This window comes from Streptomyces sp. NPDC047002, assembly GCF_040704505.1.
Taxonomy (GTDB): Bacteria; Actinomycetota; Actinomycetes; order Streptomycetales; family Streptomycetaceae; genus Streptomyces.
Window position 1 is genome coordinate 470,875 of record NZ_JBEYWC010000001.1, and the last position, 19,964, is coordinate 490,838.

Annotated in this window: 16 protein-coding genes; 3 read left to right on the forward strand and 13 right to left on the reverse strand. The window is 73.7% G+C overall.

Annotation, left to right across the window (positions count from 1 at the left end; genetic code table 11):
• The first annotated feature begins 10 nt into the window (after positions 1-10).
• The 3 genes from frc (at position 11) to AB0910_RS02125 (ending at position 4,879) form a co-directional block, all read left to right on the forward strand.
• A complete protein-coding gene (gene frc, locus AB0910_RS02115; RefSeq protein ID WP_366742541.1) occupies positions 11-1,264 on the forward strand; it encodes a formyl-CoA transferase in 1,254 nt (417 codons plus the stop codon).
• On the forward strand, positions 1,264-3,408 hold the full coding sequence (locus tag AB0910_RS02120) for an acetate--CoA ligase family protein (RefSeq protein ID WP_366742542.1): 2,145 nt from the start codon (positions 1,264-1,266) through the stop codon (positions 3,406-3,408). The genes frc and AB0910_RS02120 overlap by 1 nt, the downstream gene beginning before the upstream one ends.
• Positions 3,409-3,487: 79 nt before the next feature.
• Positions 3,488-4,879, forward strand: coding sequence for an OFA family MFS transporter (locus AB0910_RS02125; RefSeq protein ID WP_366742543.1), 1,392 nt, complete (start codon positions 3,488-3,490; stop codon positions 4,877-4,879).
• A 90-nt stretch (positions 4,880-4,969) separates the two neighbouring features.
• On the opposite strand, the gene AB0910_RS02130 is transcribed toward AB0910_RS02125, so the two are convergent.
• From AB0910_RS02130 to AB0910_RS02190, 13 genes are all read right to left on the reverse strand, one after another.
• Positions 4,970-6,013: a sugar phosphate isomerase/epimerase gene (locus tag AB0910_RS02130; protein WP_366742544.1), complete on the reverse strand. Its 1,044-nt coding sequence runs from the start codon at positions 6,011-6,013 to the stop codon at positions 4,970-4,972.
• On the reverse strand, positions 6,010-7,437 hold the full coding sequence (locus tag AB0910_RS02135; protein WP_366742545.1) for a nucleotide pyrophosphatase/phosphodiesterase family protein: 1,428 nt from the start codon (positions 7,435-7,437) through the stop codon (positions 6,010-6,012). The genes AB0910_RS02130 and AB0910_RS02135 overlap by 4 nt, the downstream gene beginning before the upstream one ends.
• Entirely contained in the window at positions 7,434-8,603 is a 1,170-nt protein-coding gene (gene eboE, locus AB0910_RS02140; RefSeq protein ID WP_366742546.1) for a metabolite traffic protein EboE, read from the reverse strand. Before eboE ends, AB0910_RS02135 begins: the two co-directional genes overlap by 4 nt.
• A 4-nt stretch (positions 8,604-8,607) precedes the next feature.
• A complete protein-coding gene (locus AB0910_RS02145; protein WP_366742547.1) occupies positions 8,608-9,456 on the reverse strand; it encodes a TatD family hydrolase in 849 nt (282 codons plus the stop codon).
• The gene (locus AB0910_RS02150) at positions 9,456-10,037 is read right to left on the reverse strand and encodes an EboA domain-containing protein (protein ID WP_366742548.1); all 582 of its coding nucleotides are present in this window, start codon (positions 10,035-10,037) and stop codon (positions 9,456-9,458) included. Before AB0910_RS02150 ends, AB0910_RS02145 begins: the two co-directional genes overlap by 1 nt.
• Entirely contained in the window at positions 10,034-10,894 is an 861-nt protein-coding gene (locus AB0910_RS02155; protein WP_366742549.1) for a sugar phosphate isomerase/epimerase family protein, read from the reverse strand. Before AB0910_RS02155 ends, AB0910_RS02150 begins: the two co-directional genes overlap by 4 nt.
• Positions 10,891-12,192, reverse strand: a complete 1,302-nt coding sequence (locus AB0910_RS02160) for a UbiA family prenyltransferase (RefSeq protein ID WP_366742550.1) — start codon at positions 12,190-12,192, stop codon at positions 10,891-10,893. Before AB0910_RS02160 ends, AB0910_RS02155 begins: the two co-directional genes overlap by 4 nt.
• Positions 12,189-13,322: an inositol-3-phosphate synthase gene (locus AB0910_RS02165; RefSeq protein ID WP_366742551.1), complete on the reverse strand. Its 1,134-nt coding sequence runs from the start codon at positions 13,320-13,322 to the stop codon at positions 12,189-12,191. Before AB0910_RS02165 ends, AB0910_RS02160 begins: the two co-directional genes overlap by 4 nt.
• Positions 13,323-13,879: 557 nt before the next feature.
• Positions 13,880-14,884 (reverse strand): sugar phosphate isomerase/epimerase family protein, encoded by a 1,005-nt coding sequence (locus AB0910_RS02170; RefSeq protein WP_366742552.1) that lies wholly within the window; start codon positions 14,882-14,884, stop codon positions 13,880-13,882.
• A 15-nt stretch (positions 14,885-14,899) separates the two neighbouring features.
• Complete coding sequence (locus tag AB0910_RS02175) at positions 14,900-16,168, reverse strand: Gfo/Idh/MocA family oxidoreductase (protein ID WP_366742553.1); 1,269 nt, start codon at positions 16,166-16,168, stop codon at positions 14,900-14,902.
• Between the two features lie 76 nt (positions 16,169-16,244).
• A complete protein-coding gene (locus AB0910_RS02180) occupies positions 16,245-17,279 on the reverse strand; it encodes a substrate-binding domain-containing protein (protein WP_366742554.1) in 1,035 nt (344 codons plus the stop codon).
• 73 nt (positions 17,280-17,352) lie between these two features.
• Positions 17,353-18,423, reverse strand: coding sequence for an ABC transporter permease (locus AB0910_RS02185; RefSeq protein WP_366742555.1), 1,071 nt, complete (start codon positions 18,421-18,423; stop codon positions 17,353-17,355).
• Positions 18,420-19,949 (reverse strand): sugar ABC transporter ATP-binding protein, encoded by a 1,530-nt coding sequence (locus AB0910_RS02190; protein WP_366742556.1) that lies wholly within the window; start codon positions 19,947-19,949, stop codon positions 18,420-18,422. The genes AB0910_RS02185 and AB0910_RS02190 overlap by 4 nt, the downstream gene beginning before the upstream one ends.
• Positions 19,950-19,964 lie beyond the last annotated feature (15 nt).

Sequence of the window (19,964 nt, forward strand, 5' to 3'; positions counted from 1 at the left end):
AGTCGCTCTCATGACCCAGGCAGTGGAAGCCGCCCCGGGCACCCGGGCGCTGGCCGGCGTGCGCGTCCTCGACATGACGCACGTGCAGTCGGGCCCCTCCGCAACCCAGCTGCTCGCGTGGCTCGGGGCGGACGTGGTCAAGCTGGAGGCGCCGAGCGGTGACATCACCCGCAAGCAGCTGCGCGACCTCCCGGACGCGGACTCGCTGTACTTCACCATGCTCAACTGCAACAAGCGGTCCATCACCCTCAACACCAAGACGGAGCGCGGCAAGGAGATCCTGACCGAGCTGATCCGCCGCTCCGACGTGATGGTGGAGAACTTCGGCCCCGGCGCGGTGGACCGGATGGGCTTCACCTGGGAGCGCATCCGCGAGATCAACCCGCGGATCGTCTACGCCTCCATCAAGGGCTTCGGCGAGGGCCCGTACACCAATTTCAAGGCGTACGAGGTGGTCGCGCAGGCGATGGGCGGCTCGATGGCCACCACGGGCTTCGAGGACGGCCCGCCGACGGCGACCGGCGCGCAGATCGGCGACTCGGGCACCGGGGTGCACGCGGTGGCCGGCATCCTCGCCGCGCTCTACCAGCGGGAGTCGACCGGGCGCGGCCAGCGGGTGAACGTCGCGATGCAGCACGCCGTGCTCAACCTGTGCCGGGTCAAGCTGCGCGACCAGCAGCGGCTGGCGCACGGGCCGCTGCGCGAGTACCCCAACAGGGACTTCGGCGACGAGGTGCCGCGCAGCGGCAACGCGAGCGGCGGCGGCCAGCCCGGCTGGGCGGTGCGGTGCGCGCCCGGTGGGCCCAACGACTACGTGTACGTGATCGTCCAGCCGGTGGGCTGGGCCCCGATCACCGAGCTGATCGGCAGGCCCGAGCTGGCCAACGACCCCGACTGGGCGACGCCCGAGGTACGGCTGCCGAAGCTGGGGAAGATGTTCCAGCTGATCGAGGAGTGGTCGTCGGGCCTGCCCAAGTGGGAGGTCCTGGAGAAGCTCAACGCCCGCAACATCCCCTGCGGCCCGATCCTCTCCACGAAGGAGATCATCGAGGACGCCTCGCTCGCCGCCAACGAGATGGTCGTGGAGGTCGAGCACCCGACGCGCGGCAGTTTCACCACGGTCGGCAGCCCGCTCAAGCTGTCGGACTCCCCCGTCACCGTGACGACGTCCCCCCTCCTCGGCGAGCACAACACCGAGGTGTACGGCGAACTCGGCCTCGACGACGAGGAGCTGAGCAACCTGAAGACGAACGGAGTCATCTAGTGTCTCAGAACGGGACCGCCAGGCCGGCCGTGCGGGCCGTACTGGACGCGGCGCTGGCCGAGGGCCGCACCGCGCTGACCGCCCCCGAGGGCAAGGCCGTCACCGACGCGTACGGCATCCCGACGCCCGCGGAGGCGCTCGCGGAGTGCTCCGACGACGCGGTCCGCCTCGCGGACCGGATCGGCTTCCCGGTGGCGCTGAAGATCGTGTCGCCCGACATCCTGCACAAGACCGACGCGGGCGGTGTGCGGGTCGGCCTGACGTCGGCGGCCGAGGTGCGCGGCGCCTTCACCTCCATCGTGTCCAACGCGAAGGCGTACGCGCCGGGCGCGCGGATCCTCGGGGTGCAGGTCCAGCAGATGGTGCCCGAGGGCACCGAGGTGCTGGTGGGCACGGTCACCGACCCGACCTTCGGCAAGATCGTCGCCTTCGGGCTCGGCGGTGTGCTGGTCGAGGTGCTGAGGGACGTGACCTTCCGGCTCGCGCCGGCGAGCGAGGAGGACGCCCTGTCGATGCTGGACGGCATCCGCGCGGCCGAGGTGCTGCGCGGGGTGCGCGGCGGCGCGGCCGTGGACCGGGCGGCGCTCGCCGACCTGATCGTGCGGGTGTCGCGGCTCGCGGCCGACTTCCCGGAGATCGCGGAGATCGACCTCAACCCGGTGTTCGCGACGGACTCCGGGGTGATGGCCGCCGACGTGCGGGTCATCCTCAGCACGCAGCAGCCGCCCGCCAGGCGGAGGTACGGCCGCGAGGAGATCCTCACCTCGATGCGCAGGCTGATGAAGCCGGACTCGATCGCGGTGATCGGCGCCTCCAACGAGCAGGGCAAGATCGGTAATTCGGTCATGCGCAACCTGGTCGACGGCGGCTTCCACGGCGACATCCACCCGGTGAACCCGAAGGCCGACGACATCCTCGGCCGCAAGGCGTACAAGAGCGTCACCGAGGTGCCGGGCGAGCCGGACGTGGCGGTGTTCGCGATTCCGGCGAAGTTCGTGCCGGCGGCGCTCGAGGAGGTGGGCCGCAAGGGCATACCCAACGCGGTGCTGATCCCTTCCGGCTTCGCCGAGACCGGCGAGCACGAGCTCCAGGCGCGGATCGTGGCCATCGCCGAGGAGTACGGCGTCCGGCTGCTCGGGCCCAACATCTACGGCTACTACTCGACGTGGCAGGACCTGTGCGCCACGTTCTGCACGCCGTACGACGTGAAGGGCGGGGTGGCGCTCACCTCGCAGTCCGGCGGCATCGGCATGGCGATCCTCGGCTTCGCGCGGACCACGAAGACCGGTGTGTCGGCGATCGTCGGCCTCGGCAACAAGTCGGACCTGGACGAGGACGACCTGCTCACGTGGTTCGGCGAGGACCCGCACACCGAGTGCATCGCGATGCACCTGGAGGACCTCAAGGACGGGCGGGCCTTCGTCGAGGCGGCCAGGGCCACCGTGCCGAAGAAGCCCGTGGTGGTGCTGAAGGCGGGCCGCACGGCGGCGGGTGCGAAGGCGGCCGGCAGCCACACGGGCGCGCTCGCGGGCGACGACGCCGTCTACGACGACGTGCTGCGGCAGGCGGGCGTCATCAGGGCACCGGGACTCGGCGAGATGCTGGAGTACGCGCGGGCGCTGCCCGTGCTGCCCACGCCGAAGGGCGACAACGTCGTCATCATCACCGGGGCCGGCGGTTCCGGCGTGCTGCTGTCCGACGCGATCGTGGACAACGGCCTGAAGCTGATGGAGATCCCGGAGGATCTCGACGCGGCCTTCAGGAAGTTCATCCCGCCGTTCGGCGCCGCGGGCAACCCGGTGGACATCACGGGCGGCGAGCCGCCCTCGACGTACGAGAAGACGATCCGGCTCGGTCTTGAGGACCCCCGCATCCACGCGCTGGTGCTCGGCTACTGGCACACGATCGTCACTCCCCCGATGGTCTTCGCCGAGCTGACGGCGCGGGTCGTCGCGGAGTTCAGGGAGCGGGGCGTCGAGAAGCCCGTGGTCGCCTCGCTCGCGGGCGACACCGAGGTGGAGGAGGCGTGCGCCTACCTCTACGAGCACGGCGTGGTCGCGTACCCGTACACCACGGAGAAGCCGGTGGAGGCGTTGGGCGCGAAGTACCGGTGGGCCCGCGCGGCGGGGCTGCTCACCACGTAACCGAACTCCTGAAGCACCAAGAGTCCGGACAGGGGGCGCTGGCCAGGTTCTTTGGAAGCCGAAGGAGACGATCACAGAGATGAGCAGCGACGTGGGGCGGGAGACGGCGTCGGCCGGCTACCGCGAGGTCACGGACAGCAGGGGCCGCGTCTACCGCATCGGCGAGAGCGACCGGGATATCCTCGGGCACTCGCGCAGGCTGATGATGTGGCTGCCGTGGGCTGCGATGTTCGCGATCAGTGTGTTCGAGTACGCCTACGGCTCGGCCGAGGACGTGCTCTCGCAGGCCCACCACTGGACCCAGAGCAACACCTTCTGGATCCTCAGTGTGTGGACGTTCTTCCAGGCAGGCGTGTCGTTCCCGACCGGCTGGCTGCGGGAGAAGGGGTATCTGAAGGCCAGGGGCGCCGTGCTGCTCGGCTCGGTCCTCGCCCTGCTGGGGTTCCTGGCGATATCGCACTTCCACAACGTGTTCCTCGCCGTCATCGGTTTCGGTGTGTTCGGCGGCGTGGGCTCGGGTCTGGTCTACTCGACCTGCATCAACATGACCGGCAAGTGGTTCCCTGAGCGGCGCGGCAGCACGACAGGGTTCGTCAACGGCGGCTTCGCGTACGGCGCCGTGCCGTTCATCTTCGTGTTCAACTTCGCGTTCGACACCGGGAACTACCAGACGGTGCTCGACCTGGTCGGGGTGTACGTGATGGTGGTGCTGCTCGCGGTGGCCTGGTTCTTCAAGGACCCGCCGAAGAACTGGTGGCCGGCGCACGTGGACCCGCTCGCGCGGCGGCAGGGCAACGCGAGGACCGCGCGGGCCCTGGCGAAGAACCCGCCCGCCGTGAAGCAGTACACCCCCATGGAGGCCCTGCGGACGGGCCAGCTGCCGCTGATCTGGGTGCTGCTCGTGATCACCGCGGGCGTGTCCATCTTCGGGGTGTCCTTCCAGGTGCCGTTCGCGAAGGAGGTCGGCTTCGGGCCGCTGGTCGCGGCCAACTCGGCGGGTGTCCTCTCCGTCGTCAACGGCGTCGGGCGGGCGGTCGTCGGGTGGATGTCCGACGTGGTGGGCCGCAAGACGTCCCTGATCATCGTGATCCTGGTGCTGGGCCTCTCGCAGTTCGGCGTGTTGTGGGCGGGCAATATCCACAGCGAGTGGCTGTTCCTGGTGTTCGCGTTCTTCTCCGGGTTCGGCGGCGGCGCGTTCTACCCGATGTTCGCCACGCTCGTGCCGGACTACTTCGGTGAGAACAACAACGCGACGAACTACGGCATCGCGTACAGCGGCAAGGTGATCAGCGGGCTGTTCGGCTCGGGGCTCGGCTCGATGGTGATCGACGCCTGGGGCTACGACGGCGCGTACGTCACGGCCGGGGTGATCTCGCTGGTCGCGGCGGCGCTCGCGCTGCTGCTGCGGCATCCGGGGGCCGGGCGGCGGGGCTCGGTGCCCGCGCCGCGCCCGGTGGGCGAGGCCACCTGAGCACACCACGACCGGCGGCGGGCGGTGCCCGAGGGCGCCGCCCGCCGCGGTGTGTGCTCCTGCGCTGGTCCCCCGAGGCCCCGGGGGGGGTCAGCCCCGGCCCGGCTCCGTCAGCGCGTGCAGGTGGTTCGCGGACTTGCGGGCGAACTCCACGGAGTCCACGGGCTGGTCGTGCTCGACCTGCCAGTGGTGGGTGGTGCGGCCCTTGCGGGTGGCGTTGACCTTCTGGATGAAGGTCTTGTAGTCGATGTCCCCGTCGCCGACGTCGACCATGTCGTAGCCGTCGGCCGCCTGCGGGTCGTGGATGCCGTCCTTGACGTGGAACAGCGGGTAGCGGTGGGGCTGCTGGACCACGTAGTCGATGGGCTCGAAGGGGCGCGGCCTGCCCTCGGGGGTGACGCTGAAGCGGAACTGGGCGGTGTAGGCCCAGTAGATGTCCATTTCGAGGAAGACGTAGCGCGGGTCGGTCTCGGCGAGCAGGACGTCGTAGAGGCGCACGTTCGGGTCGTCGGCGGCGAAGGCGAACTCGTCGCCGTGGTTGTGCTGGTAGAACTTCATGCCGCGGGCCTTCGCCGCCTCGCCGTACGCGTTGAAGTCGGCGGCCGCGCGCTTCCAGGCGTCGACGGTGTTGCCGTAGCGGCCGGGTCCTGAGGCGGTGCCGATGTGTTCGAGGCCGAGGGCCTCCGCGTCGTCGAGGACCTTGCCGAGGCTGGTGGCGAAGCTGTAGGCGCCCGGGTCGTCGCTGTAGTAGTTGACGTGGCTTCCGATGCCGCCCAGGCCGTAGCTCTTGGCGAGTCTGGCGATCTGCTTCACGGAGATCGGCCCGATGCCCTGGGTGTAGCCGGCGTACTCGATCTCGTCGTAGCCGAACTCCGACAGCTCCTTGAAGACGGCGGCGAAGCCGATCTCCTGGACCTTGTCGCGCAGCGAGTACAGCTGGATGCCGAGGCGGCCGGGCGGCAGCACGGGCCTGGTGGGCACGGGCTTCTTCGCGGCGGCGAGGGGCGCCGCGGCCGCGGTGCCCGCGCCGAGGCCGAGCAGGGCGGCAGCGCCCGCGCCTGCCGTGACGCCGAGCATGCCGCGCCTGCTGAGCCGGTGGGCGAGTGCGGCGTCGACGGTCTTCCTGCGGTTCATCGGCGGGTCTCCTTCGGGGTTCCGTGCGGGTCTGCGAGGCCGAGCAGCAGGGATTTCACGCCGGTGGCCGCGACGCGGCCGGCGACGGCTCCGGGGGTGGAGCACAGCAGGACGGGGCCCTCCTCGTCGCTCGCCGGGAGGCGGCCGTGGCTGCCGCGCACCGGTGACCCGTCGAGGGGGACGACGGCGAGCCGGTAGCGCAGGCCGGCCTTCTTGCGGGCGATCGCGGCTGCCGCCCTGAGCCGTACGTAGGGGTCGTGGGGGTCGAGGAACAGCTCGGCCGGGTCGTAGCCCGGCTTGCGGTGGATCTCCACGAGCCGCGCGAAGTCGGGGGCGCGGGCGTCGTCGAGCCAGTAGTAGTAGGTGAACCAGGCGTCGGGTTCCGCGACCGCGACCAGCTCCCCCGCGCGCGGGTGGTCGAGGCCGTGGCGCTTCTTGCCCGCGTCGTCGAGGAGTTCGGCGATGCCGCCGAGCTCGGCGAGCGCCTCCCGCACGGCCGTCAGCTCGCCGGGGCGCTCGGGCCTGCGGACGTAGACGTGGGCGACCTGGTGGTCGGCGACGGCGAAGGCGCGTGAGGCCATCGGGTCGAGGTACTCCATGCCGTCCTGGGTGTGCACGTCGAGCAGCCCGGCCCTGCGCAGGGCGCGGTTGATGTCGACGGGCCGCGACACGCCGGTGATGCCGTACTCGGAGAGCACGACGACGGTGCGGCCCTGTTCGCGCGCGTCGTCGAGGAGCGGTCCGAGCGCGGTGTCGAGTTCGGCGGCGGCGCGCAGGGAGCGCGGGTCGTCGGGGCCGTGGCGCTGGAGGTCGTAGTCGAGGTGCGGCACGTAGGCGAGCGCGAGATCGGGGGCGCGGGTGCGCAGGATGTGCCGGGTCGCATCGATGATCCACTGCGAGGAGACCAGGTCGGCTCCCGGGCCCCAGAAGTGGAAGAGGGGGAACGTGCCGAGTTCCGCGGTGAGTTCGTCGTGCAGCGCGGGCGGCCTCGTGTAGCAGTCGGGTTCCTTGCGGCCGTCGGCGTAGTAGACGGGGCGCGGGGTGACGGTCCAGTCGGTGTCGGCGCCCATCGCGTACCACCAGCAGATGTTGGCGACGGTGTAGCCGGGGTGGGCGCGCCGCGCGGCGTCCCACAGCCGGTCGCCCGCGACGAGCCCGTTGTGCTGGCGCCACAGCAGGACGTCGCCGAGTTCGCGGAAGTACCAGCCGTTGCCGACGATGCCGTGCTCGGCGGGGAGCGTGCCGGTGAGGAAGGTGGACTGGGCGCTGCAGGTGACGGCCGGGAGCACGGTCTCGAGCGCGGCGCGGGAGCCGTCGTCGGCGAGCTGCCGCAGCCTCGGCATGTGGGCGAGCAGGCGGGGGGTGAGGCCGACGACGTCGAGGACGAGGAGGGGCACTGGCCCCTCCTTGCGGGACGGGTTCACGGCAGCTCCTTGAGCCCGAGGTCGGTCAGCAGGTCGCGGGCGAGGACGAGTTCGGCGGCGATGCCGTCGGCGAGCCGGCCGCGGGTGCGGGGCCGCAGCGCGGCGGGGAGCGCCTGCCAGGTGTAGGTCTCGACCTCCAGGTGGCGGGTGCGGGGCCGTGGGGCGCCGACGAGGGCGGTCAGCGCGGTGCGCAGGACGTCGAGGGTGGAGGTGAGCGGGGGCGCGGGCGGCGCGTGCAGGGGTACGTGGAAGTGGGCGCGCCAGGGCGCGCCGTCCGGCAGCGCGCCGCCTGCCAGGGCCTCGTCGAGGTCGTCGGTGCCGTGCAGGCCCGCAGGGGTGCGGGTGCGGGTCTGGTGCAGGAAGCGGGGTTCGGCGAACGCGCCGAGCGCGGCCCGCACTTCGGGCAGGTGCGGGTGTTCCGCGTGCAGGGCGGCGGAGAGCTGGGCCTTGGGCACGCGGACGCCTGCGGCGGCGAGCGCGGCGAGCGCGGGCAGCGGATCCTCGAAGGAGGTCGCGAGGTGGCAGGTGTCGACGCACACGCCGATGCGGTCCGAGGCGATGGCGCGGACGGGGGCGATGGCGTCGGCGGTCGTCTCGACGGTGCAGCCGGGTTCGGGTTCGAGGGCGACGCTGATGGACTTGCCGGTGAGTTCCTCCAGCGCGTCGAGGCGGCGGGCGAGCGTGGTCAGGGCGGTGTGCGCGGTGTGGGCCGCGTCGGCGCCGTAGGCGGTGCGCCAGGCCAGCGGCAGGGTGGAGACGGTGCCCTCGGTGACGTCGTCGGGCAGCAGCGCGGCCAGCAGTCTGGCGAGGTCGGTGGTGTGGGCGAGGCGCTGCGGGGCGGCCCAGTCGGGTTGGTAGACGCGGTACTTGACCTCGTCGGAGCCGAACCCGTCGTAGGGGAAGCCGTTGAGCGTGACGACTTCGAGGCCGCGTCTGTCCAGTTCGCCGCGCAGGCCGCGCAGCCGGGCCGGGTCGTCGACGAGGGCGCGGGCCGCCGGTCTCGCGAGCCACAGGCCGATGCCGAGGCGGTCGCGGCCGAGGCGCCTGCGGACGGGTTCGCAGTGGTCGCGCAGTTGGGCGAGCACGCCGTCGAGGGTCTCGGCCGGGTGGACGTTGGTGCAGTAGGAGAGGTGGACGGTGGAACCGTCGGGGTGGCGGAAGCGCATGGCCTCACTCCCCGCCGCGCAGGATGGAGTTGCCCTCGTGGGCGCTCTCGGGGGCGGGCACGTCGAGCTGGAGGCGGCCGCTCTGGCCGTAGAACGCGACGGGGTTGGCCCACAGCACCTGCTCCACGTCGTCGTCGGTGAACCCGGCGGCGAGCATGGCGTCGGCGACCTTTCGGGTCTTCAGCGGGTCGCTCCTGCCCCAGTCGGCTGCGGAGTTGACGAGGATCTTCTCGGTGCCGTACGCGCGCAGGACCGCGACCATGCGGTCCTCGTCCATCTTGGTGTCGGGGTAGATGGAGAAGCCGAGCCAGCAGCCGCTGTCCCTGGCCTCCTTGACGGTGGTCTCGCCCAGATGGTCGAGCAGCACCCGCCCGGGCGGGAGCGCGGACTCGCGTACGGCGTCGACGGTGCGGCGCAGTCCGGCGAGCTTGTCGCGGTGCGGGGTGTGGACGAGGGCGGGCAGGCCGTGGTCGGCGGCGAGTTGGAGCTGCGCGGCGAGCGCGTGGTCCTCGGCCGGGGTCATCGAGTCGTAGCCGATCTCGCCGACGGCGACGACGCCGTCCTTGACGAGATAGCGGGGCAGCGCTTCGAGCACGGGCGTGCAGCGGGGGTCGCCGGCCTCCTTGGGGTTGAGGGCGACGGTGCAGTGGTGGGCGATGCCGTACTGCGCGGCGCGGAAGGGCTCCCAGCCGAGGAGCGCGTCGAAGTAGTCGTAGAAGCTGGCGGGCGAGGTGCGGGGCTGGCCGAGCCAGAACGACGGCTCGACGAGGGCGCGCACCCCGCTGTCGTACATGGCGCGGTAGTCGTCCGTGGTGCGGGAGGTCATGTGGATGTGGGGGTCGAAGATGCGCATCAGGACTCCAGTCCCGTGAGGGCGAGTACGCGGTGCAGGCCGGCGGGCACGTGGCGGCCTGCCGCGCTGCGTTCTGCGGCGAAGTCGCCGAGCATGCGGGCGAGTTCGCCGTCGCCCTCGGCGCGCTCCGCGAGTTTGGCGACCCGGTCGACGGGCACGCCCGTGAAGAGGCACTTGAGGACGGCGTGCCGCCAGGCGTGCGGGTCGAGGTGGGCGGCGGCGTACGGTCCGACGGCGGCGGCGACGAGCCGGGTGTCGTTGGCGCGCAGCGCGTCCTCGACCAGCGGGACGGCCTCGGGTCCCGGGACCAGCGCGGGCAGGGCGAGCAGCACGGCGTGCCGCTCGGCGCCCGTGCCCTGGCGGTAGAGGCGGGTCAGCGTGGCGGGTCCCGCGCCCGCCTCGCGCAGGAGGAGGAAGCGGGCGTCGTCGGCCGCGTCCTGGCCGACGTGGCGCCCTGCGGCGGCGAACCGCAGCTCCCAGGCGCCGCCGCCGGGCGCGGCGGCCTCGGCGAGCGCGGCGTCGAGCCAGGCGAGGCCCGCGGCGTCGAGGCGCGGCGCGAGGCCGTCCCGGGTGGGAGTCATGCGGGTGCTCCCTTCGCGGCGGCACCGGCCGTTCGCAGGAACTCGATGGAGCGGCGGGCGAGTTCGGGGCCCGCGTGGGAGTGGCGCGGCAGTTCCACGACGGTGAGGCCCCGGTAGCCGACGGCGTCGAGGGCGTCGAGCACGGGCGGGAAGTCGATCTCGCCGTCGCCGAACGGCAGGTGTTCGTGGACGCCGCGCCGCATGTCCTCGATCTGCACGTGGCGCAGCCAGGGCGCGGCGGCGCGCACGCAGGCGGCGGGCGGCTCGGGTTCGAGGCACTGGCAGTGGCCGATGTCCAGGGTCAGGCCGAGGGGCCCGGGGTCGCCTACGCGGTGCCGCAGCCGGTGGAAGGCGGCGAGGTCGCCGATGAGGTGGCCGGGCTCGGGCTCCACCGCGAGCGGGACGCCCGCGCGCCCGGCGGCGTCGAGCAGCGGGGTGAAGCCCTCTTCGAGCCGGTCCCAGGCGATTTCGGGGGCGCAGCCTGCTTCGGGCACGCCGCTGAAGCAGTGCACGGCGTGCGCGCCGAGGTCGGCGGCGACGCGCACGGCGGTGAGCAGCAGGCCGGTGCGGGCGGCGCGGGCCGCGGGGTCGGGGTCGAGGAGGGTGGGGCCGTGTTTGCGGCGCGGGTCGAGGACATAGCGCGCGCCGGTCTCGACGGTGGCGGTGAGCCCGAGCGCGGCGAGGCGTGCGGCGACGGCGGCGGTGCGCCGGACGAGCCCGGGCGCGAGGGGGTCGAGGTGCATGTGGTCGAGGGTCAGGCCCACGCCGTCGTAGCCGAGGTCGGCGAGGAGCGAAAGGGCGTCGTCGAGTCTGAGGTCGGTGAGGCCGTTGGTGCCGTAGCCGATGCGGAGGCTCATGTGGGGCTCACCTTCCTGGCGAGCAGCCGGGCGGCGGGCGCGAGTGCGGCGACGGCGAGTCCGGCCTGCGTGTTGCCCGCGCGGGCCGCGAGCGCGGCCTGGAGCGGGATCATGGCGCGGATGCCGCCGCCGACGGCGCGCTGGGTGAGCGGCGGCGAGGGATTGAGCAGAGCATGCCAAGCCGGTGGCCCGGCGGTCCGCAGATAACCGACGGCGAGAAGCCCGGCGGCGAGGGACGCGGGGCGGGACGGGGCGGTCGCTGGGCGTACAGCCCCGGCCGCCGGGCGGGCGCGGCCGGGCGGGGCGGCTGCGGCGTGTGCGGCGCCGGGCCGCGCGGCGCCTGCCGCCGGGGCCCCGGCCGCCGGACGGGCGCGGCCGGGCGGGACAACCGCGGTGCGCACCGCGCCGATCCACGCGGCGCCTGCCGCCGGGGCCCCGGCCGCCGGGCGGACGCGGCCGGGCGGGGCGGCTGCGGCGTGTGCGGCGCCGGGCCGCGGCGCTCCGGCCCGCCGGGCCCCGGTGGCGACGGCAGCGGCGGCGCGCCGCGCCCGGTGCGCGGCCCGGCCCCGCAGGGCCGCGGGTGGAGGCGCCGCCGCGGGGGCGGCGCGCGGGGACCTGGCCCCCGGCGTGGCTCCCGCAGGCCCGGCGTCTCCCGTCGCCTGCGCGGGCGGGCCTGCGGGGTGGGGCAGGAGGGTTGCCGTGAGGGCGGCGGCGGTCACCAGGGCGGCCAGGGGCGCGGCGAGGGCACCACCCTCGGTCTCGGAGCGTGAGACCGCGGTGACGGCTGTCGTGTGGGCGCCGAGCGCGAGGGCCGCCGGCAGGGCGGCGCGGGTGCGCGCGCCGGGGGCGGCCGCCGCGCCGAGCAGCAGGTCGAGCGAGCGGGCTGCGCCCATCGCGAGCGGTCCCACCGCGGTGTGCTTCAGCCTCAGGTCGTACGCCCACGCCGTCGCCGCGACGGCCGCGGACACGGCCAGCGGGCGGCGGCCCGCGCGGGCCGCGAGGGCGAGTCCAGCGGCGGTGAGCGCGGCGGCCGCCGTGAGCGCGGCGCGCGGCGAGATCCGGCCCGAGGGGACCGGGCGCAGCGGCCGCGCCACCGCGTCCTCCGCGCGATCGGCCCAGTCGTTGAGCGCCATGCCCGCCTCGTACAGGCACAGCGAGGACCCGACGGCGAGCGCGGTGGCGCGCCCCGGCCGCGCACCGGCCGCCGCCGCGCCGGCGAGCGCGTCCCCCGGCACGGTGAACAGTGCGGAGACGCGCAGCAGTTCGGCCCAGTCGCGGGCGCGGCGCAGCAGGCTCACGCGGCCGCTCCGAGCCGCGCGGCGAAGGCCAGCAGGTCCGCGTACTGCTCGGCGAGGGCGGCACAGCGCCCGTCCGGGTCCTTGAAGTAGAAGCCGAGCTGCGGCAGCGGCCCTCCGATCCCGGCCTGGTGCGCACGGGCGACGAGGCGCGCGAGGTCGAGCACGAGGGGCGCGGCGAGCGCGGAGTCGCACCCCTGCCAAGTGGTCTGGAGGACCATGCGCGCGCCGAGGAACCCGTCGAACGCGACGTGGTCCCACGCGGTCTTCCAGTCGCCGAGCGCGGGCACGTCGTCGATGTGGACCTCGCCCTCGGGCGCGGCGCCGAGCGCGTCGGCGAGCACGCGCGCCTTGCCGGCGTTCTTGGCCGCGGCGGCGGCCGGGTCGGCGAGCGCGGCGCCGTCTCCCCCGCCCAGCAGGTTGGTGCCCGACCAGGCCCGCACGGCGAGCGCGCGCTGCGCGAACATCGGGGCGAGCACCGAGCGCAGCAGGGTCTGGCCCGTCTTGCCGTCCCGGCCCGCGTGGGGCAGGCCGCTCGCGGCGGCCGCGTCGGCCAGCGCGGGCGTGCGCAGGCCGGTCGACGGGGTGAAGTTCACGTAGCCGCAGCCCGCGCGCAGCGCGGCGGCCGCGTAGAGGGCGCTCGCGGGCAGCCGCGCGTCGCCCGGTGCGGGCAGCGGCTCCGTGGACGAGACGTTGACGACGACGGTGCGCTCCACCCCCGTGCGGCGGGCGAAGTCCGCGATGTCGGCGGCGAACGCGGTGACGATCTCCTCGTCGCTCCTGGTGTCGTCGGGCGCGGGCCCGCCCGGTCTGATCTCCGCTTCCGCGGCGGCCAGTTCGGCCGCGACGGCGCCGGCGAGACCGTGCGGCAGCACGCCCGCCGCGGTGAGGGCCTCGGCGCGCTTGGGCAGCGGGCAGCTCGCGGTGTCGTGGCCGCCGAAGACGAGGGAGGACAGCGGTGGCAGCCCGGCGGCGGCGAAGTCCGGTGTCTCCGTGACCATGCCGGTCGGTGGCTGCAGGCCCGCGGTGACCGCCGCGCACCCCGCGACGGCGGTGGTCGCGACGGAGCCGCGGGCCCCGACGAGCCAGACCCCGGTGCGGGCTCTGGCCGTTTCGCTGCTTGTCGTCGTCACGGACTGCCTCCTGCCGCCGATGTGCGTGCCGGTGTGCTGTGCTGTGCTCTCCGCGCGTACGGTGCCGCGTCCCTGGTGGCGCCGGACGGTGGGTACGGCGCCCCGCGCCGCGGGTGCCGCGCCGGTGCGGGGCGGCGGGCGGGGGGTACGGCGCCTCCCCGCCCGCCGCCGGCTCGATGGGTCCGCGGGGCCCGGGCCGGGCGACGCGGTGTCACGGCCCGCGGCTGCCGCGCCGGTTCCTCAGGTCCTTCGGGTGGCCGGTCCTGGGCGTCGTCCGTGCACGAAAGTCCTCCGTGGAGTGGGCCGTTCGTACGTCTGCCGGGCTCGCCCCGCGCCGCTCGCAGCGGCGGGGCCGCGGTGGTGGCCGCGGGCCGCCGCGTCCCGCTCGTCCGGGCCTGTGCGCCCTCTGTGGACGGTAGCCGGGTTCGTCCTCGACCGAAAGACCTTGCGCACGGATGTGCCCCTTCTTTTCGCCGTGTCAGGACAAAGCCGGGCGCGGGCAGGGCGGTTCGCCCGGCGGCGGTGTGCGCCACCGGGCACGTGCCGCACCGGCGGCGCTAGCGGCCGCCGCCGAAGGCCGCGTCGAACGACGCGCTCGGCGGGTCGAAGTCGAACCTCTTCAGGTCGCGCAGCGCCTCGGGGGCGCCCGCGAGGCGGTCCATGCCCGCGTCCTCCCACTCGACGGAGACGGGCCCCGCGTAGCCGATGGAGCGCAGCATCCTGAAGACGTCCTCCCAGGGCACGTCGCCGTGGCCGGCGGAGACGAAGTCCCAGCCGCGCCGCGGGTCGCCCCAGGGCAGGTGGGAGCCGAGGCGGCCGTTGCGCCCGTCGAGGCGCTTGCGGGCCTCCTTGCAGTCGACGTGGTAGATACGGTCGCGGAAGTCGTAGAGGAACCCGACCGGGTCGAGGTCCTGCCACACGAAGTGGCTCGGGTCGAAGTTCAGCCCGAACGCGGGCCGGTGGCCGACGGCTTCGAGCGCCCGGTGGGTGGTCCAGTAGTCGTACGCGATCTCGCCCGGGTGCACCTCGTGGGCGAAGCGGACGCCCTCGGCGTCGAAGACGTCGAGGATCGGGTTCCAGCGCTCGGCGAACCCGTCGTAACCGCGCTCGATCATGCCGGGCGGCACGGGCGGGAACATCGCCACCAGGTGCCAGATCGGCGACCCGGTGAAGCCGATGACGGTGTCGACGCCGAAGGCGGCCGCGGCCCGCGCGGTGTCCTCGATCTCGGCCGCCGCGCGCCGCCTGACGCCTTCGGGCTCGCCGTCGCCCCAGATCCTGGCGGGCAGGATGTCCTGGTGGCGCTCGTCGATGATCGCGTCGCAGACGGCCTGGCCCACCAGGTGGTTGGAGACCGCCCAGCACTTCAGGCCGTACGCGTCGAGCAGCCGGCGCCTCCCGGGGAGGTATCCCGGGTCGCTCAGGGCCTTGTCGACCTCGAAGTGGTCTCCCCAGCAGGCGAGTTCGAGGCCGTCGTAACCGAAGTCCCGGGCGAGGCGGCACACTTCTTCGAGCGGCAGGTCGGCCCACTGTCCGGTGAACAGGGTGAACGGGCGTGGCATGGCGGATGCTCCTCCTCAGGGTCGGGCGGCCGCGCCGGCCGCGCCCGCTGCCAGCGGCGCGGCGGCCCCCGGCTGCGGCGCCGGTACGGGGGTGTAGCGGGCGTCGTCCGCCGCGCTCTGCTCGACGGCGGCGAGCACCCGCTGCACCTGGAGGCCGTCGGCGAACGACGGCGCGGGCTGCTCGCCGCGCGCGACGGCCTCCACCAGGTCGCGCGCCTGGTGCACGAAGGTGTGCTCGTAGCCGAGCGCGTGCCCCGGCGGCCACCATGCCGCCAGGTAGGGGTGCTCGGGCTCGGTCACCAGGATCCGGCGGAAGCCCGCGGTGACCGCGCGCTCGGTGTGGTCGTGGAAGGACAGTTCGTTGAGCCGCTCCAGGTCGAAGGCGAGCGAGCCCTCCGAGCCGTTGAGCTCCAGTTTCAGCGCGTTCTTGCGGCCCGCCGCGAACCGGGTGGCCTCGAAGGAGGCGAGCGCGCCGGACGCCAGCCGGCCGGTGAACAGGGCGGCGTCGTCGACCGTGACAGGCCCGAGCGCGCCGCCGCCGCTGCCGGAGAGGCCCTGGGAGGCGCCGGTGAGCACGGGGCGCTCCTTGACGAAGGTCTCCAACAGCGCGGAGACCCCGGCGATCGGCTCCCCCGCCAGGTACTGCACCAGGTCGACGATGTGCGCGCCGAGGTCGCCGAGCGCGCCGGAGCCCGCGTACTCGCGGCGCAGCCGCCAGGTCAGCGGGAAGCCGGGGTCGACCAGCCAGTCCTGGAGGTAGGTGACCCGCACGTGCCGCAGGGTGCCGAGCCTGCCCTGCTCGATCAGCGCCCTGGCGTGGGCGACGGCGGGCACCCTGCGGTAGTTGAAGCCGACCATCGCCACCTGGCCCCTGGCCCGTGCCGCTTCCGCGGCCCTGGCCATCTGCTCGGCCTCGGCGACCGAGTTGGCGAGCGGCTTCTCGCACAGTACGTGCTTGCCCGCCTCCAGCGCGGCGATCGCGATCTCGGCGTGGCTGTCGCCCGGTGTGCACACGTCGACAAGCGCGACGTCGTCCCGGGCGATCAGGGCCCGCCAGTCGGTCTCGGCGGCCGCCCAGCCGAGCCGGGCGGCCGCGTCCCGCACGGCGGCCGCGTCCCGGCCGCAGACCGCGGCGAGCCGGGGCCGCAGCGGCAGGTCGAACACATGGCCCGCGGTGCGCCACCCCTGGGAGTGCGCGGCGCCCATGAACGCGTATCCGACCATGCCGACACCCAGTGTCGGCGGCGCACCGGCCTCGTCCTCCGATGCTTCCGTGGGGGTCATACGGGACACTCCTCGTCTGTGTCGTGGGCGGTGGTTCCTGCCGGGCCCGCGGGTGGACCGCACCCGCGGGCGCCGGTCAGTTGAAGCCGGTCGGCAGGTAGGTGTCGATGTTGGACCTGTCGACGACGGCCGAGAACACCGCGATCTGGGTGGGGATCTCCGCCTCGGAGATCCCGCTGACGCCCTTCGACTGGCCGAGGGCGCGGGCCAGGTCGATGGCGGAGGCCGCCATGCTCGGCGGGTAGAGCACGGTCGCCTTGAGCACGCTGTCGTCGGCCTTGATGTGGTCCATGGCGGACTTGGCGCCGGCGCCGCCGACCATCAGGAAGCCGTCGCGCCCGGCCTGGTCGACGGCGCGCAGGGCGCCCACGCCCTGGTCGTCGTCGTGGTTCCAGATGGCGTCGAACTGCTTCTGCGCCTGGAGGAGTTGGGCCATCTTCGCCTGGCCGGACTCGACGGTGAAGTCGGCGGCCTGGCGGGCCACCTTCCGGATGTTGGGGTAGGTCTTGAGCGCGTCGTCGAAGCCCTGGGTGCGCTGCCTGGTCAGCTCCAGGTTGTCGATCCCCGCCAGCTCGACGACCTTCGCACCGGGCTTGTCCTTGAGCTTCTCGCCGATGTAGCGGCCCGCGTTGAGGCCCATGCCGTAGTTGTCGCCGCCGATCCAGCAGCGGTACGCCTGCGGGGTGTCGAAGACGCGGTCGAGGTTGATCACCGGGATGCCGGCCCGCATCGCCTTCAGGCCCGCCTGGGTGAGCGCCTTGCCGTCGCCCGGCAGGACCACGAGCACGTCGACCTTCTTGTTGATCAGCGTGTCGATCTGGCCGATCTGCACCGCGGTGTCGTTGGAGCCCTCGGTCGGCACGAACGTGACGTCGGAGTAGGACTCGGCGCGCTGCTTGGCCTGCACGTTGATGGCGTTGAGCCAGCCGTGGTCGGCCTGCGGCCCGGCGAAGCCGATGGTGACGTGTTTGCCGGGCTTGTCGTCCGCGGCGGCCCGCGCGGTGGTGGAGGCCTCGGCCTCCGGCTCGTTGCTGGTGCACGCGGTCAGGACGGCACCCGCGCCGATCGCTGCGGTGCCGAACAGCAGTCCTCTGCGGCTCGTTACAGGCATGAGGGAAGTGGCCTTTCGCATAGGGGCACAGGGGTTGCGGGGGTACAGGGGGACGGGAGGTGCCGGCCGGCGATCAGACCTCGCCGGGGCGCGCGCTCCTGCGCTGCACGAGCACGGCGGCGACGATGATCACGCCCTTGGCGATCTGCTGCACGTCGGTCTGGAGGTTGTTCAGGGCGAAGATGTTGGTGATGGTGGTGAACACCAGCACGCCGAGCACGGAGCCGACGATGGTGCCGCGGCCGCCGCTGAGCAGGGTGCCGCCGATGATGGCCGCGGCGATGGAGTCGAGTTCGTACAGGTTGCCGTTGGTGTTCTGGCCCGAGCCGGAGAGGACGACCAGCAGGAAGGCGGCGACGCCGCAGCACAGGCCGGACAGCAGGTAGAGGTAGAGCCGCTGCCTGCGCACGTCGATCCCGGCGAGCCGCGCGGCCTCCGGGTTGCCGCCGACGGCGACGGTGCGCCGCCCGAAGGTGGTGCGGTTCAGGACCAGCCAGCCGGCGACCGTGACCCCGGCGAAGACCAGCACGAGCGGCGGCACGCCGAGCAGGTAGCTGTCGCGCGAGCCGAGGCTGAGGACCGAACTCACGTTCACGACCTGCGTCTTGCCGTCGGTGAGCTGGAGCGCGAGGCCCCGGGCGGAGGCGAGCATCGCCAGGGTGGCGATGAACGGCACCATCCGGCCGTACGCGATGAGCACGCCGTTGACGAGTCCGCAGCCGAGGCCCACCACGACGGCGGTGAAGGCGATGCCGAGGAAGCCGTAGCTCTGCGTGGCCAGGGTGGTGGCCCACACCGAGGCGAGGGCGACGATCGCGCCGACCGACAGGTCGATGCCGCCGCTGGTGATCACGAAGGTCGCGCCGACCGTGACCACGCCGATCACCGACGCCTGGGTGAGCACCAGTTGGAGATTGCTGACCGCGAGGAACTCGTCCGGCCTCGTGACCCCGCCAACCAGGACGAGCGCGGCGAGCACACCGAGCAGCGACAGGCTGCGGGCGTCGAGGCGCAGCCCCGCGGGTCTTCTGCCGCCCGCGCCCCGGCCCGGCGGCCGTCCGGCGGCGTCGGCGCCGCCCGCCCGCGGCGCCTTCGCCGCGGGTGCGGGCCCGCCCTGCTGTGCCTTTGAGGCAGGCTGTGTCATGGTGTCGGGCTCCCTTCCATCACAAGGTCGAGTACGCGGTGTTCGTCGACTTCGGCCGCGGGGGCGCGGTGCACGACCCGGCCCTCGCGGAGCACCAGCACCCGGTCGGCGAGGCCGAGCACCTCGGGCACCTCGCTGGAGACGAGCAGCACGGCGAGCCCCTCGTCGGCCAGCCGCCTGATCACGGCGTAGAGCTCGGCGCGCGCGCCGACGTCCACCCCGCGGGTGGGCTCGTCGAGCAGCAGGACCCGGCAGCCGCGCAGCAGCCAGCGCGCGAGCACGGCCTTCTGCTGGTTGCCGCCCGAGAGGGTGCGCACGGGCGCCTCGGGGTTGTCGGGGCGCAGGGACAGCTCCCTGGTGGCGGCGCGGGCCGCGGTGCGCTCAGCGCCGCTGTCGAGCCAGCCGCCGCGGGAGAAGCGGGAGAGGGTGGACACCGACACGTTGCGGGTGACGGTGTCCAGCATCAGCAGGCCCTGGGCCTTGCGCTCCTCGGGCGCGAGGCCGAGCCCCGCGCGCACCGCGGAGCGCACGCTGCCGGGGCGCAGCGGCCTGCCCGCGACGACGACCCGGCCGGCGGTGGGTTTGCGCGCACCGTAGACGGTCTCCAGGATCTCCGACCTGCCGGAGCCGACGAGGCCGGCGAGCCCGACGATCTCGCCGGGGTGCACGGTCAGGTCGAGCGGTGCGAACTCGCCCTGCCTGCTGAGCCCTTCGACCCGCAGCAGCGGCTCGCCCCGCTCGGGTGCGGGGGCTGGGCGTTCGGGGAAGGGGTGTTCCACGGCGCGCCCGGTCATCAGGGTCACGACCTCGGCGGTCGGGGTCCGCTTGGCGGGCAGGCCCACCGCGACGGTCCTGCCGTCCTTCAGGACGGTGACCCGGTCGCCGATGCGGCGGATTTCCCCGAGCCGGTGCGAGATGTAGACGACGGCGACGCCGTCGGCGACGAGGCCCGCCACGATCCTGAAGAGGTTGTCGACCTCGTCGGGGTCGAGCGCCGCGGACGGCTCGTCCATCACGATCAGCCGGACGTCGTGGGAGAGCGCGCGGGCCATCGAGACGATCTGGCGCTGGGCGGCCGACAGGTCGCCGACGAGCCGGCCGGGCGGGATCTCCGGGTGGCCGAGGCGGGCGAGCAGGGCGGCGGCCCTGCGGCGGGCCTCGCGCCCCTTGACGACGAAGCCCGCGGCGGTGGGCTCGTGGCCGAGGAAGGTGTTCTCTGCCACCGACAGGCCCTCCACCAGGTCGAGTTCCTGGTAGATGGTGGCGATGCCGAGGCGCATGGCGGCGGTGGGCGACTTCAGGGAGACCTGCTCGCCGCGCCAGGTGATCACACCGCTGTCGGGCTGGTGGGCGCCGGCGAGCACCTTGATCAGGGTCGACTTGCCCGCGCCGTTCTGCCCGAGCAGGCAGTGGACCTCGCCGGCCCTGACGGACAGTTCCACACCGTCGAGGGCGCGGACGCCGGGGAAGGACTTGGTGATGCCGGACATGGTGAGCAGTGCTGGTTCGGGTGGCGCTGGGGCCATGGCGTATCCCCTCGG